This is a genomic window from Algoriphagus resistens (assembly GCF_001442615.1).
GTDB classification, from domain to species: domain Bacteria; phylum Bacteroidota; class Bacteroidia; order Cytophagales; family Cyclobacteriaceae; genus Algoriphagus; species Algoriphagus resistens.
Genome location: NZ_LMXN01000011.1, coordinates 1 through 15,399, shown reverse-complemented (window position 1 = coordinate 15,399; position 15,399 = coordinate 1). Strand labels below are relative to the sequence as shown.

General features: G+C 42.4%; 15 protein-coding genes. 6 read left to right on the top strand and 9 right to left on the bottom strand.

Annotated elements, in window-relative coordinates:
• Positions 1-6 precede the first annotated feature (6 nt).
• Positions 7-774 (top strand): Spy/CpxP family protein refolding chaperone, encoded by a 768-nt coding sequence (locus tag AS141_RS17635; protein WP_057939017.1) that lies wholly within the window; start codon positions 7-9, stop codon positions 772-774.
• Positions 775-888: 114 nt separating this feature from the next.
• Here AS141_RS17635 and AS141_RS17630 read toward each other — a convergent pair whose 3' ends face one another.
• From AS141_RS17630 to AS141_RS17615, 4 genes are all read right to left on the bottom strand, one after another.
• Positions 889-2,571: a DUF885 family protein gene (locus AS141_RS17630; RefSeq protein ID WP_057939016.1), complete on the bottom strand. Its 1,683-nt coding sequence runs from the start codon at positions 2,569-2,571 to the stop codon at positions 889-891.
• A 245-nt stretch (positions 2,572-2,816) separates the two neighbouring features.
• Positions 2,817-3,026, bottom strand: coding sequence for a hypothetical protein (locus AS141_RS17625; protein WP_057939015.1), 210 nt, complete (start codon positions 3,024-3,026; stop codon positions 2,817-2,819).
• Positions 3,027-3,137: 111 nt separating this feature from the next.
• Positions 3,138-3,671, bottom strand: coding sequence for a hypothetical protein (locus tag AS141_RS17620; protein WP_057939179.1), 534 nt, complete (start codon positions 3,669-3,671; stop codon positions 3,138-3,140).
• A gap of 200 nt (positions 3,672-3,871) precedes the next feature.
• A complete protein-coding gene (locus AS141_RS17615; protein ID WP_057939014.1) occupies positions 3,872-4,738 on the bottom strand; it encodes an AraC family transcriptional regulator in 867 nt (288 codons plus the stop codon).
• 131 nt (positions 4,739-4,869) lie between these two features.
• Between AS141_RS17615 and AS141_RS17610 the strand changes: the two genes are divergently transcribed.
• The 5 genes from AS141_RS17610 to AS141_RS17590 all read left to right on the top strand — a co-directional run bounded on the left by AS141_RS17610 (position 4,870) and on the right by AS141_RS17590 (position 10,471).
• Positions 4,870-5,760 (top strand): dihydrodipicolinate synthase family protein, encoded by an 891-nt coding sequence (locus AS141_RS17610; protein ID WP_057939013.1) that lies wholly within the window; start codon positions 4,870-4,872, stop codon positions 5,758-5,760.
• Between the two features lie 75 nt (positions 5,761-5,835).
• Positions 5,836-7,290, top strand: coding sequence for an aldehyde dehydrogenase (NADP(+)) (locus AS141_RS17605; protein WP_057939012.1), 1,455 nt, complete (start codon positions 5,836-5,838; stop codon positions 7,288-7,290).
• A gap of 167 nt (positions 7,291-7,457) precedes the next feature.
• Positions 7,458-8,462 carry a 4-hydroxyproline epimerase gene (locus AS141_RS17600; protein ID WP_057939011.1) on the top strand — a complete coding sequence of 335 codons (1,005 nt, stop codon included), beginning with the start codon at positions 7,458-7,460 and terminating at the stop codon, positions 8,460-8,462.
• A gap of 82 nt (positions 8,463-8,544) precedes the next feature.
• Positions 8,545-9,792 carry an NAD(P)/FAD-dependent oxidoreductase gene (locus tag AS141_RS17595; protein WP_057939010.1) on the top strand — a complete coding sequence of 416 codons (1,248 nt, stop codon included), beginning with the start codon at positions 8,545-8,547 and terminating at the stop codon, positions 9,790-9,792.
• Between the two features lie 70 nt (positions 9,793-9,862).
• Positions 9,863-10,471, top strand: a complete 609-nt coding sequence (locus AS141_RS17590) for a Uma2 family endonuclease (protein ID WP_057939009.1) — start codon at positions 9,863-9,865, stop codon at positions 10,469-10,471.
• A gap of 107 nt (positions 10,472-10,578) precedes the next feature.
• Here AS141_RS17590 and argJ read toward each other — a convergent pair whose 3' ends face one another.
• From argJ to AS141_RS27130, 5 genes are all read right to left on the bottom strand, one after another.
• Positions 10,579-11,790 (bottom strand): bifunctional glutamate N-acetyltransferase/amino-acid acetyltransferase ArgJ, encoded by a 1,212-nt coding sequence (gene argJ, locus AS141_RS17585; protein WP_057939008.1) that lies wholly within the window; start codon positions 11,788-11,790, stop codon positions 10,579-10,581.
• Between the two features lie 10 nt (positions 11,791-11,800).
• Positions 11,801-12,844, bottom strand: a complete 1,044-nt coding sequence (gene argC / locus AS141_RS17580) for an N-acetyl-gamma-glutamyl-phosphate reductase (RefSeq protein ID WP_057939007.1) — start codon at positions 12,842-12,844, stop codon at positions 11,801-11,803.
• A gap of 1 nt (position 12,845) precedes the next feature.
• Positions 12,846-14,039 carry an aspartate aminotransferase family protein gene (locus AS141_RS17575; RefSeq protein ID WP_057939006.1) on the bottom strand — a complete coding sequence of 398 codons (1,194 nt, stop codon included), beginning with the start codon at positions 14,037-14,039 and terminating at the stop codon, positions 12,846-12,848.
• Positions 14,040-14,044: 5 nt separating this feature from the next.
• Positions 14,045-14,857, bottom strand: coding sequence for an acetylglutamate kinase (gene argB / locus AS141_RS17570; RefSeq protein ID WP_057939005.1), 813 nt, complete (start codon positions 14,855-14,857; stop codon positions 14,045-14,047).
• A 293-nt stretch (positions 14,858-15,150) separates the two neighbouring features.
• Positions 15,151-15,399: hypothetical protein (locus AS141_RS27130; RefSeq protein ID WP_232424956.1), on the bottom strand; the 249-nt coding region annotated here is incomplete at its 5' end.

The following is a 15,399-nucleotide window of genomic DNA, read 5'->3' as shown; positions in this document are numbered from 1 at the left end:
ACTACTATGAAATACTTACTTATTCTCTTTTTGGCCCTCAGCGCCACCGTTGCCAACGGACAATTGGTAGCTACTGTGGGACAGAATCAAGACCTCTTCCAAAAGAATCTCTTCTCTGCCGATCGGGTGATGGAACTGAGAGATGAACTTGATCTCAGCGAGGCACAGGCTACCAAAATCAAAAAAATCCACAGTGAAAATGCAGGCAAATTCAGCACCATGAAGTGGGATTTAGACGATGAAACCAAAAAGCTTAAAGTGCTTCTTGACGAAACAAAAATCGATCAAGTTGCCGTCCAAAAACAAATGGACAAGGTACTGGCCTTAGAAAACTCACTGAAAAAACAGCAGCTGAGCACCATGGTGGCAATCAAAAATGAACTAAGCTTCGAGCAGCAGGAAATCCTACAGACACCTAGGGTTCAAACTGTAAACGGTATAAGTATTACCGGATATGGCGTAAACTCAGTCAGCTCTACTTCAGGAGGCAAATTGGTCATGAAAGGGAAGCCACTTGTCGGAACCCCAGGAGTTAGCTCCTCTTCCAGTCCAAAAGTAATCGTTCAGTCCTTGGGTTCAAGTCAGGAAAATGCTCCCCTTTATATCCTTGATACAGAAGATGGCAATAAAGAGATAAAAGAATTCAATAGCATTAATCCTGATGATATTGAGAGCATTAATGTGCTAAAAGACAAATCTGCAGTCGACCTCTATGGTGAAAAAGGAAAAAATGGCGTAATCATCATAAAGTTGAAAAAAGACCTTAAAAAGTAATACTGTTAATGGTTTCAATAGGAAAAGGAGTCCGCGGTTCGGACTCCTTTTTTGATTTAGTCGCTGAGCACAAAAGTATGGCAAAGAGATACAGTTGAGTTAGGAGGAGCTTCTTCAATTCAAAAACCTCCAACTCGCTTTGTGATCCTTCTTGAGTGGCTGGCCAGTGACTTTAGCTCTCAATATTTCCACAGGCATGGCATTCTGGCTCATGATCAGATCATGGTATTCTTTCTCACTCAGTTTACCTGAGTTGACCATTTCATCTCTCAAAGAGTAAAATTCCAAGGCACCGATCATGTAGGCTATTTGGTACAAAGGTCCATATCCACCTTCAAATGATCTTCGCACTTCCGCTTCCGCATTTGCCCGCTCATGGCCGACTTTATCCACCAATAAATCAATACATTCTTGAGGGGTCATCTTCTCCAGGTGATAATTCAACGAAAAAATGATCCGTGCACAGCGGTGCATTCTCCAGAAAAGCATCCCGACTTTATCCTTGGCATCTCTGGGGAAATCTTTGTCCCACAGGATAAACTCCCAGTATAACGCCCATCCTTCCGTCCAAAATGGAGTTCCAAACATACGTCGATGAGTCATGTTACGCTGGTTCATAAACTGCTGCAAATGATGTCCCGGAATCAGTTCATGATGAACTGTCGCACGTGAAAAATGTGGATTGTTCCCGCGCATACTCATCATTTTGTCCTCATGGCTCATCTCAGATGTAGGATACGAAATCTGGATCGATTCTCCTCCCAGAAAAAATGGACTTACCCGCTGGCGCTCCGCTGAGATCATGACTGTCCGCCAAGTTTCTTTTGCCAACGCAGATACCGTGATAAGATCATTAGATTCTACGTAATCAGTAGCTTCTTCCGCCAAGCGGATCACTTCGGTTGGCCACTCTCCTGCCGGCAAATAGGATTCTTTCACCATTTCCAACGCAGCTTTCCAATCATCACCAAACCCCAATTCGTTGGAAGCTTTTAGCATTTCTTTCTCGCACCAAGCAAATTGCTTCTCCGCTTCTGCAATCAATTCCTCTGGACTATAAGCGATCATCTCAAAAGCCAATTGCTTTTCCAGGGCATCTCTCCCGATCGGCCTTCCTATAATTCCACTTCCGTCATCTTTCACTGAATTTGCATAGTGTTCACGTAACCCTTCCGCATATGCTTTCATGCTCTCGTCGAGCTTCTTCCAAGGCTCAGGCATCCACCACGTAAACATGGGATCGTAATCAAAATAGTAAGAATAAGCCTCCCTGGTCACTTTAGCTATCGATTCCACAGCACTTGCTGCCAAATCAGCTTTCTGCCAACTAGTATACTTTGGACTTGAGGCGAGGTTCTTCAGCTGGTCCTCCACTTGTTTTGCCACTTCATTCCAAGTAGCTGCGAGCACTTGAGGTTCAGGCTTTTTAGCTCTGCGCCTTCCCTGAGAAAATTCTTTCAGAGGTTCGGCAAAAGCCAAAACTCCCGAAACTTCATCAAAGGATTCCTTTTCTATAGACAATTCAGCAAGCTCTTTTTCGAGAAAATTCCGAAAAAGGACATAGTCAATTTTACCGTCTTCGGAGAGGGAATCATAATTTACTTTGCCCAAAACAGACAAATATTCACGGTTGAATTCCAGGATTCTGGAAAAATACTCATCTGAAAGTGGATTAGAATATAACCTCCTCAAAGCACCGTAATCGGCTTGGTAGGCTTGAATCGTCTGGACTAACTCGGTTGAAAAGCCCAGCGTAGAGATTAAACAAAAAATCAGTGGCAGGTAGATTTTTTTCATAAGGATGATGAAAGTGAAACCTTAAATTAAATCCATTTGCATATAAATACTCAAAAGAGATGCTTCATTATATACCCGGATAGAAATCTTTGATCAGCGGTAAAATATACCCCTGACCTCCCAGTGACTCTAGGGCAATGATGCTGGATGCCCTATAATTATGTCCATATGTGAATAATATTTAGGGGAATAAGCAGAAAAAGGTCATCCCGACCGAGATGACCTTTTCACTATGCGCAAACTTGTTATTTCCTCTTTCTGAGTATTGCTACCAGAATCAAAATAAACACAGCTCCTCCTACTACCCATACCCAAGGCTGCTCATACCATTCCGGTTTGCCTAAGTCAACATCTATATCTAACCCTCCGTCCTGGGCAAATGCAGTGACTGAAAAGATCATGGAGATAAGAAATAAGAACACGCTTCCCGAATACTTTTTCAATTGGTCTTTCATTTGTTCATCTGTTTATATTTTATCATTTAAAGGCCGTATGGAATCTTGCATGCATTATAATTATCTTAGTTTGTGCCTTGAGTCATGCTCGATTTCATGATATTTTAATATTTATTTGAATCTAATATTATATGTTGCCGCCACACCAATTGACTGAATATCAGCAGTTGGATCGGAGGTGAAAATTTGATTATAAAAAGCGAAGATATTCCAGTCATAGTTATGATAACCTACCTGCGGACGTATATAAAAGCCACCATCACTTGGGAATCCGTTAGTCAAAAAAGTATATCCTACATCAGTTCCTGCAAAGAATCCAGATGGCTCAGGATAATATCTAAACATTAAACCTAGTGGAATAGCACCAAAATTCTCTGTACCCGGCAGGTCGTCTTTTGCAAAATATTGAGTATAGCCTGTAACTACGCCAAGGCCAAAATTGTCAGTTCGCATAAATTGACCCGCTGCATCCAACCCAAAAGCAAATGAAGAATAATCCCCTATATCTCCTATAGGAACTCCCATGTTAAGTCCTAGCTTCAGCCAAGAATTGTCTTCGTTGATATCTTCTAAATCGCGCTCTGTCTGAGCATAAACTGCAAAAACTGCTACCATGAAGGAAAACGATAAGAGTAATTTTTTCATAATTGTCTTTGTTTTCGACTGTATAGCCAAACCCAATGCCATCAAGAATTTTAGCAATTAAATGACTCCTTAACCACCTAGCTATAGCCCATTTATAGCTTTTTATATAGTTTAGGGTGGCAAAATGAGAATTAAACAACTACATCGGATTACCCGATTTTGGGGAAAATCTTTCTCAATAGCGCCAACCAGGATATCATCTACTCCAATTTTCTCCATTCTTTTGGAGTCATCCCCGTGAGATTTTTAAAAGTTTTGTTGAAATGTGACAATGTTTGAAAACCCACTTGATAGGAAATCCCCGAAATACCCATATCAGTCTCCAGCAGCAACTTCTTCGCTTCTGTGATTCTCAATTGCTGTACATACTGCGTAAAAGTCCTTCTCGTCCGCAATTTGAAAAACCTACAAAATGCTTCTTTACTCATATACGCCTGCTCAGCCACTTCCTCCAGAGTGATCTGTCTGGTACTATTATCAAGGATAAATCTCATCACCTGATCCATTCTTCTCCCGTCCCGTTCGGTCATTGTCCGATGAACAGGCACCTTGTTGAGAGGCTGCACATCTTCTGAAGTAAAATCCAGCAAACTCAAAATTGCCAAACTTTGCTGAAGTTTATTTATCCCAGAGACATCTCCAAACCCATTGATCAACCGGGTAATTTTCGCTCGTATATCTCCTTTCAACTGAAAACATCCATTGATTTTTTCACTGATCTTGACCAGCTCGTGAAACTCCTCCACCTCTTTTAATGCGCTTCCCAATGCCTGAAAATCAAAAAATATTGTATTTCCTGCCACGGTTAGCTCACTCTCATTCTTAAAGTAATCCCCATCACTACGAAAGACATGAGGTATGCTTTCCCCTAATAAGAAAACTTCTCCCGGCTCAAATCGGCCTACGTAGTCACCCACAAGAAATTGACCTCTACCTTCCAGGATCAAGGTTAGCTGAGCTTGTGGATGCTGATGAAGCTTATCATAAAAGTGCTTCCCTCTATCTTCTTGGTATTGAATAAACGTTTTTTCAGATTTGGGTATCTGAAAGGAAATTACTTTGCTCATAGGATAAAATAGGCTTGGATTACGATTATTATCCAATTATAGTCATTTTTTTGTCAAAATAGAGTCATTATTTACTAAAAGAAAACTTTCTTACGGTTCACGCATAAACTAATTTTGAAAGAAAAAACGATATGAACTGGAAAGGTGTATTCCCCGCTGTGACGACTAAATTCCATGCCGATGGAAGCTTGGATATGGAGCTATTTTTCAAAAACATTGACTTCCAACTAGAATCCGGTGTACACGGGATTATTCTAGGGGGTACGCTCGGCGAAAGCTCTGTACTATCCCAAGAGGAAAAAATCAAATTGACAAGAGAAACTGTTAACTATCTTGACGGGAAAGTGCCTGTAATCTTGAACATTGCCGAAGGTGCTACTCAGGATGCACTGTTTTGGGCCGCCAAGGCCAAAGAATTAGGAGCTGCCGGCTTGATGATTCTTCCACCTATGAGGTACGCCGCTGATGCGAGAGAAGTGGTAGCTTACTTCAAAGCTGTTGCAAACAGCACCGATCTTCCGATTATGATCTATAATAATCCAGTGGATTACAAAACTTTGGTGACAATTGATATGTTTGCTGAATTGGCAGCATGTGAAAACATCCAGGCTATCAAAGAATCCACAAGAGACATTTCCAACGTGACCCGTATGAGGAATAGGTTTGGTGATCGTTTCAAGTTGCTTTGCGGTGTAGACACATTAGCCATGGAAGAATTGGTCATGGGAGCAGATGGCTGGGTAGCGGGTTTGGTATGTGCTTTCCCGAAGGAAACGGTTACGATTTTCAACTTGGTAAACGAAGGAAAAAACGAAGAAGCAAGAGAAATCTATCGCTGGTTCCTACCGCTTTTGGAACTGGACATCCATCCAAAGCTGGTTCAGTATATCAAACTTGCCGAACAACATTGCGGTATCGGAAGCGAGCACGTGAGAGCCCCAAGACTGACTTTGGTCGGGGAAGAGCGCACGCGCATTGAGAAAATCATTACTGACGGAATTGCCAACAGACCCCAGCTATAAAGCCTTAGGCAAATGGCATTTGTCTTGCACCTTTTTCCTATCTTCAAACTATTAACCTTTTAAACCTACAATCCTATGATCGATCAAATTTTCAATGCAGCACACGAGGCTTTCCTACAGTACAAAAACCTACCTGCAAATCAAAAAGCAGACTTCTTAGATACCATCGCGGAGATCTTGGAAGCAAATCGATCTGCCATAGTACCTGTAGCGGTGAAGGAATCCAACCTTCCGGAAGGTAGAATCAACGGAGAGCTTGGAAGAACCACAGGCCAAATCAAGCTTTTCGCCACTATGGTGAGAGAGGGAAGCTGGCTGGAAGCAACGATAGACCCAGGAGATAGAAACCGGGAACCGATGCCAAAAGCAGATATTCGAAAAATGCTCACACCTATAGGCCCTGTGGTTGTATTTGGTGCGAGCAATTTCCCTCTGGCTTTTTCTACAGCCGGCGGTGATACCATTTCAGCCCTGGCAGCAGGTTGCCCCGTTGTATACAAAGGCCATCCAGCTCACCCGGAGACTTCAAAACTAGTCGCAGAATGCATTCATAAAGCTGCAATCAGCGCTCATTTACCGGAAGGAGTTTTCATCCATGTAGAAGGCGGTATCGAAATCGGCCAGGCACTGGTGCAGCATCCTTTGGCGAAAGCCGTTGCATTCACAGGCTCTCATATTGGAGGAAAAGCGCTTTTCGATCTGGCTAGCAAGCGAGATGAGCCAATTCCTGTATATGCAGAAATGGGATCTGTGAACCCTGTGTTCACTTTTCCGGAAAAACTTGAAAATGAGCTGGTTCCTCTTGCCCAATCCTACGTAAACTCCCTTACCCTTGGCTCTGGACAGTTCTGTACCAATCCAGGCTTGATATTCGTGCCAAGCACGCATGCCACCGCATTTGAAGCTGCTATGGCGCAAGAAATCAAGGATATCTCCGGCTCGCCGATGCTACACCCCGGCATTACAAAAGCCTATTATGACTCTATAGAATACTATCAGAGCCGTAACGAACTCAAGTGGATAAAAGTAGCTGACCCTAAACATTTGATCAACGGTAGCCCAGCTTTGGCAGAAATCAAAGTTGCTGACTGGCTTGTGGATGATGTGTTTCAAAAAGAAGTTTTCGGCGCATTTGCTTTGATGGTGGTTTATGACTCTCCCAATGAATTGATGGAAGCTGCCAAAAAACTTCATGGCCAATTGACAATCACAATTTGGGGAGATATTCCGGAGCTTAAGCAAAATGCTGCCCTGATCAATGTCTTGGAGGAAAAATGCGGAAGATTGCTCTTTTCCGGTGTTCCCACAGGCGTGGAAGTTGGCTATGCTATGCAGCATGGCGGCCCTTACCCATCGACTACAGATTCTAGGTCTACCTCTGTGGGTGCAGCAGCTATCAAACGGTTTGCACGCCCGATAGCCTTTCAGGATATGCCTTCAGACCTGCTTCCAGATGCGTTGAAAAATGAAAACCCATTGAATATTGTCAGACAGGTAAATGGAAAGTTTACTGTAGAGAAAATTAAGTGAATATAGGTTTCAGATTTGTAATTTAAGATATGCTGAACTCCATCTTTCAATGCTAAATGTGAGTGCTTAGCCACTTTCAAATCTTACCACCTTGCAACTCTAAAACTTAATTTTCCAATAGTTCAATCCACCACGACGGACAAGTAATTCCAATTTTAAATTAGTTCATGTCAACAAGACACACTTTCTCCTGCATCGATGCACATACGTGCGGCAATCCTGTGCGGGTGGTTTCTGGCGGAGTTCCCTTCTTGCAAGGAAAAAATATGCTTGAAAAGCGCCAATATTTCTTAGAAAATTTTGATTGGATCAGGACGGGGTTAATGTTTGAACCCCGGGGTCACGACATGATGTCTGGCTCCCTGCTTTTCCCCCCGCACAATCCTGAAAATGACGTTGCGGTACTCTTTATCGAGACCAGCGGATGTTTGCCAATGTGTGGCCATGGTACGATTGGCACGGTGACCATCGCTATTGAGGAGGGATTGATCTATCCAAAAATCCCCGGAAAACTCAGACTGGAAACTCCAGCCGGCTTAGTATTGGTAGAATACAAACAAGAAGGAAAAAAGGTCAAATCCGTAAAGCTGACGAATGTCAAAAGTTTTCTGGCAGCTGAAGGTTTGGAAATCGAATTTGAGGAGTTGGGGATTTTGACGGTGGACGTTTCCTACGGTGGGAACTTCTATTGTATTGTAGATCCTCAGAAGAATTTCCCCGGATTGGAACATTTCAAAGCGGAGCAATTAATCTCTATGGCTCGTTCTCTTCGCAAGAAGATGAACGAGAAATTTGAATTTGTGCATCCGGAGCATCCCGCTATCAAAGGACTTTCTCATATACTTTGGACGGGCAAAACTTTGGATCCCACCAGTACTGCAAGAAATGCAGTATTCTACGGTGATAAGGCTATTGACCGTTCACCATGTGGTACTGGAACTTCTGCCAGGCTGGCGCAATGGTATGCCAAAGGTCTTTTGAAACCAGGCCAAGATTTTGTTCACGAAAGCTTTATAGGCTCCAAATTCATAGGAAGAATTGAGGAAGAGGCAGAGATTGCCGGCCGTCCTGCAATTATTCCAAGTATAGAAGGCTGGGCAAAAGTCTATGGCTATAACACTATAATCCTTGATGAGGATGACCCATATGTACATGGATTCCAAGTCATCTAAGAAGAAAGAGCAAAGAGTCAAGAACCAAGTATGTTCTTCCTCTATATCTTGTCTTTAGGCGCTAAAATCTTGATTCTTAAAAATGAAACCAACTCTCATCATCGGCGGAGGAGTAATAGGCTTATTTTCCGCATACTTCCTTCAGAAAGAAGGAATAGAAGTACAGGTAATCGATCAAGGTGATATGCTGGTAAATTGCTCCACGGGCAATGCAGGAATGATTGTACCCAGCCACATTATCCCTTTGGCTGCTCCAGGCATGATCAGCAAGGGAATTTCTTGGATGTTCTCTTCGAAAAGCCCATTTTATATCCATCCTCGAGTAGATGCCAAACTTATAAAATGGTGTTATCAATTCTATAAAGCTGCCAACCCTACTCATGTACAGCGAAGTGTTCCAATATTAAAGAATCTGAGTTTACTCAGTAAAGCATTGTACCAGGAATTCAGGGATGAACATCCTGAATCTGCGATCGGACTGCAGGAAAAGGGATTGATGATGATCTACCAGACTGAAGCAGTTGAAAAAGAAGAAATTGAATTTGCCCGTCTCGCCAATGCAAACGGCTTGCAGGCGGATGTTCTGAATGCTGATGATATCCGCACCTTTGAGCCAAACCTGGAAGTGAAAGCACGTGGCGCAGTTCGCTTTCCAGGTGATGCACATTTGGATCCGGGGAAGTTATATGGTTTTCTAAAAAGCTATTTGGAAGACAAAGGTGTAAAGTTCCTTCCCAATACGAAGGTGATGGGATTTGAAAAAAAAGGAGAGAAGGTGAATGCTGCGATTACTGATGCTGGAAAAATTGACGTAGACAAAGTAATTCTATGCGGGGGTTCTTGGTCAGGGGAATTGGCAAGTCTATTGGGCTTCAATCTTCCGATGATGGGTGGAAAAGGATATTCCTTTTTACAGGAAAATAAGCCTGAAATCAAACAATCATCGATTTTGACTGAAATGAAAGTTGCCGTGAGTCCATATGGCAGGCAAATCCGCTTCGGAGGAACCATGGAAATCGCCGGTACAAACCAAAAAATAAACCTGAATCGGGTAAAAGGGATTTTTGAAGCAATCAACAGATATTATCCTGATTTTGAAGCGAAATTCCCACAAGAAACCGAAATCTGGAAAGGTCTGAGACCGTGCTCCCCTGATGGGCTTCCTTACATTGGTTTTGCCCCGGGATATTCCAACCTGCTGGTAAATAGCGGGCATTCTATGATGGGCATCAGCCTAGCTCCCGCCTCAGGTAAAATCATCAGTGAATTGCATCAGCAAAAGGATACAGCTTTGGAACTGAAGGGTTTTGAAGTTGACCGATACATGTGAGCCGGTTGAATTTTGAAAATCTCAAACGACTTTATATATTTTTCCTGCGCAATTTCAGTAAATTACCAGCATGGATCATGAAGACAAACCCCTTGTAAAAGAGCCATTTACAGAATATGGAAAATATTCTTATGCGGATTATCTGACTTGGGAGATCGATGAAATGGTCGAACTCATCAAGGGAAAGGTATTTCGGTCTGCAGCTGCAGCTCCTAAAAGAAAGCATCAACAAATTGTTTTACAACTAGGAGCAAAACTTTTAAATTTCCTTGATAGTAAATCATGTGAAGCATTCATTGCCCCTTTTGACGTGCGATTGCCAGTAAAGTCAAGAAGGAATGAAGAAATCTTTACGGTAGTTCAGCCGGATATCTGTGTAGTTTGTGACCGGTCAAAATTGGATGATGCCGGATGTGTTGGAGCCCCGGACCTAATTGTTGAAGTACTTTCTCCTGGAAATAATAAGAAAGAGCTAAGCAGCAAATATGAAGTTTATGAGGAATCCGCTGTCCAGGAATATTGGATTATTCATCCTTACGAAGAAACGTTGCTCATCTATAAACTGATTGACGGAAAGTATCAGCCTTCCCGACTTTTTTCACACGGTGACATCATTACATCAGAAGTAATTGTAGGTTTTGAACTGGATCTGGAGGAGTTTTTTGGGAAGATAGATTGATTTCAGTTTCATAGTATTGGTTGTAGCCAGAAAATAAATTTATCGGGATAAAAAAAATCCTGCTTCAAGAGAAGCAGGATAATAATTTGACATAAAAACCAAGTCGGCTAGGTCGTATAAACCGAATTGAACATCACGTAATCCGTCGTCAGATCAGACCCCCAACCTACGCCTTCTTCCTCGCCGGTGTTCAGTTCGAGTAATACCTTAATATGAGACTCCCGAAGAAGTTTTTTCATGTAGGATTTCTCAAATTCCACAGGATTTCCCTTATCAAGAACCTGCACCAAATGATTTTGGTCCCCGATAAATAAGTTTACTTTTCTATAGTTAAATGGCACTCCGGCGTTTCCGGCCGCAGCAATGATCCTTCCCCAGTTGGGATCACGTCCAAACATGGCTGTTTTCACCAAGGTAGAATCCGATATCGCACGAACAAGCGTTCTGGCGATGGCTTCAGTGCGCGCATTGGTCACTTTATATTCTATAAATTTAGAAGCTCCCTCTCCATCCGAAACGATCAGTTTCGCCAGATGAGTCAAGATCTCCAAAAGCTTTTCCAGAAACACCTCGTACCCAGGATCTTCTTTGCTATTGACTTTCCTATTTCCAGCCAATCCATTTGCCATCACGGCCACCATATCGTTGGTAGAAGTATCACCATCTACAGTGATCATATTAAATGAACGATCCACACAGTAACTAACTGCTTCCTGCAACAATTTCTCATCAATGTGGAAATCAGTCACTACAAAAGCCAGCATGGTTGCCATATTTGGATGGATCATTCCTGAGCCTTTGGCCACTCCACCCATATTCACCTTGACTCCTTCATACTCAAATTCTACGAATCCTTCTTTTGCAAACGTGTCAGTCGTCAAAATAGCATTGGCAACGAATGATCCAGCCTTCAGTTCGTTACTTAGCTTGGGAATATTTACTTTCAACCCTTCAACTACATCTTCTGTGGGAAACTCCACTCCTATAATACCAGTAGAAGCTACAATGACATCATCTTCAGCGATTTCCAACATCTGCGCGGTCGTTCTCACCATCGCTTCAGCGCCCTCTTTGCCTTGATCTCCTGTACACGCATTCGCATTTCCCGCGTTGCAGATAATGACCTGCGCTCTATTGTTAGCAAGATTCCTTTCTGAGATTTTGATCGGCTCGGCACGCACTTTATTTTGGGTCAATGTACCCGCTGCCGCCGCTGGTACTTCTGAGTATATTATGGCCAAATCCCTTTTCATGGACTTCACCCCTGTATGTGCACCCCAGCATTTGATGCCGCGGACGTTTGTAATATTTTTAATCATTTTTTTCTAATTATGGTTTTAATGGCACTTGGCTTAACCCTTCCGATTCGGTCAAACCGAACATTAAGTTCATATTGTGAACCGCCTGACTTGCCGCGCCTTTGAGCAAGTTATCTATTACAGAGATCACAATCACACGTTCCGTCCTTTCATCCCACACCGGGAAAACATCACAGAAATGACTTCCGCGTACATCCTTGATTCCCGGAGCTTGATTTCTTAACCTGACAAAAGGCTTGTTCTGATAAAAATCCTTATAGATCTGAGTCAATTTCTCCTGATTCATATCTTGGTTTACCTTGGCATAAGCAGTCACCAAAATCCCCCTGTCCACAGGAAGTAGATGCGGGGTAAACTGAACTATCGCCTGGCTTCCTGTCAAAGCACCAAGTTGCTCCTCTATCTCAATGGTATGCCGATGTCCCGCTATTCCATATGCTTTGAAATTCTCATTTACATTGGAAAAATGAGTTGTGGCATTGGCTTTTATGCCTGCTCCAGTCAGTCCTGACTTCGCATCTATAATCAAAGACTTCTCTTGCACGAGCCGCTTAGCAAAAAGCGGTGCCATACTTAAAATAGAAGCAGTAGGATAGCATCCTGGATTTGCAACTAAAGTTGCTTTCTTGATTTGCTCAGCAAAAAGCTCTGGTAACCCATAAATAGCCGTTTCAAATCCTTCAGGATACGAATGCTTTTTGTCATACCATTCTTCATAGACTTCCTTTGAAGAAAGCCTAAAATCACCTGACAAATCGATGATTTTCGCTCCAGTATCCTTCCATTTAGCTACAAAATCCATGGAAACCCCATGTGGAAGAGCCAAGAAAATAACTGCTGGTTTTATCTTCTCCACTTCATCCGCACTCACTAAGGGAATGTCCAGCCTATCAAAAAACTGCGGATGCAACTCCGAAAACGGCTTGCCTACATGCGACTCAGAAGTAATCATTTCTATCGAAACTTCTTCGTGATTGAGAAGTAATCTTGCCAATTCAGAACCTGTAAATCCAGAGGCCCCGACTATGGCTACTTTTATTTTTTGATTGCTCATATCAGGCGGTCACTTTGGTTTCTATCAAGATTTCATCAAGCTTTTCGAGGAAAATATTCAACTCGTCTCTGCTGATATTCAGTGCTGGCACCAGTCTCAGAATATTTACCGCAGTTGCATTTGCCACGATTCCTTCTTCCAGCAAACGCAATACAATAGGCTTGGCTTCAGATTTCATTTTTATCCCAAGCATCAACCCCATGCCTCTTACGGATTCTAGTTCATCATGCTTTAGTATCAGCTCTGCCAATTTACCTCTCAGCCACTCGCTTGTTTCGGTTGCTCTTTTGCAGAGTTGCTCCTCATTGATTACTTCAATAGTCGCTATCGCCGATGCTGCCACCAGCGGATTTCCGCCGAAAGTCGTTCCGTGATCACCAAACTCAATAGCGCTGGCCACTTTTTCATTGCAAAGCACAGCGCCGATCGGTGCTCCGCCACCCAGGCCTTTGGCCAACGTCATAATATCAGGCTGCACTCCGAAATGATCTTTTGCAAACCATTTTCCAGTACGGCCAATGCCACATTGTATTTCATCAAAAATCAACAAAACACTTTTCTCGTCACAAAGCTTTCTCAGCCCTTCCAAATAAGCCTTTTCTGCAGGAACTATTCCTCCTTCCCCTTGGATCGGCTCCACGATCACCGCTGCCGTATCCTCGTCAATTGCAGTTTGCACCGCCGTAAGGTCATTAAAAGGAACTTGGGCAAATCCTGTTGGTATAGGGCCAAATCCCTGCTGATATTTCTCCTGACCTGTTGCTATAGTGGCCAAAGTCCTTCCGTGAAATGAATTGTGCATAGAAATAATTTTTCCTCCTTTACCATGTTTATGAGCATAGCGTCGGGCAATCTTAATCGCTCCTTCCACAGATTCAGCACCGCTATTGGTTAGGAAAACCCGGTCTAAACCAGAGATTTTCACCAGCAATTCACTTAGTGCCACCTGTTGAGGACTTACGAAGAAATTGGAAATATGCATTAACTGAGCAGCTTGCTCCTGAAGCGCCTTTACAACTTTTGGATGGCAGTGTCCAACATTGTTTACGGCAATTCCAGCCAATAAATCTATGTATTCCTTACCATCCGCATCCCAGAGTCTGCTTCCTTTGCCTTTGATAAAGGCTAAAGGAAAGCGGTTAAAAGTCGGAAGGTAATTCTCTTTGTCTTTGGTATATAAATCTTGATTTGTCATAGTTTTTATAAAGTCAAAGTGGTTCCAATTTTTTTGTTTTCGATTACGTATTCAGAAATCTGCGCTGGTTTTGTACCATTGAGGATGATTGCTTTTTTGACTCCTTCATTCAACGCCAGCATACAGGACTGGATTTTCGGGATCATCCCTCCTTGAATTGTGGTATCCATGTGTCCTTTGACGGAGCTTTCATTAAGCTCGTGAATAATCGAATCAGGATCTGGATAATTGAGAAAAAGGCCATCTACATCTGTCAATACGATGAGCTGGTCGGCATTCACTGCCGCTGCAAGTTTCCCTGCAAAAGTGTCAGCATTGATATTATAAGAAGTTCCGTCTGCTCCATCAGCCACACATGCGACCACAGGCACATATCCTGCTTCGCAAAGCAAATTGATCAGTCGATTATCTATAGTCGTAATGTCTCCTACCAAACCTAGATCAACACTACTTCCATCAGCTTGTTTGTGAAGATACTTTTTTGCCTGAACCATCCCTGCATCCTTCCCGGATAGACCGATGGCCTTTAATTTATTTTGATTAAGCACGGATATTAAGTTGGCATTCACTTCTCCGACCAGTGCTTTTTGGATTTCTGCAAAAGCTATTGCTTCTGTGACCCTGAGGCCATCTACAAATTGCGATTTGATGGCTGCTTTTTCTAGTGCTTTATTGATAAACGGCCCACCTCCGTGCACCATGATAACTTCAATTCCCACTTCTTGAAGTTTCAAAATCTGTGTCGCAATTTCCTGTTGCAACCGGGGGTTGATCATCGCATTCCCACCATATTTGATGAGAATTCTTTGCTTAGACATTTTTGTTATTTTTATAATAAATTGATTTTTTCCTAACCCGACTTTCCCTTATGGACTGTCAGAAATAAGAACAAATCAGAATTGAATTACAGTTTTTAAATGTTGAAAACTTGATAAATACAGGTTTAACTATTTAACCTGACACATTTTAAACAACCTTCGTACCGAAAGAGGATATTTCGCTGATTCGTACAATGTTGTTGGAATAGTGAAACATAAAACCCTTAAAAGCCAAATGACAATTAATTATTTGGCTTTTAAGGGTGACAGGCTGTCAGTCGTGGTGTGAAAATCTATAGCTCAAATTCTATCCCCCCCTCAATATTCTTTGGTGTGATAATCTCAAGAGTAGCTTTTGGGTATGCTGTAGTAAAAGTAGATGGAAACCTGACTTTAGATTTTTCGCTCCCTTTGCTTACCGTACTTTGATTTAAGTCTTGGGAACCTATTCTGCTTGTTAATAAATTCTTGTAAGCAGTATCCAAGTTTCTGATAGATGCCTGTAATGATTGGCTATTCACCTCTTTTAACCAGGCAAACCC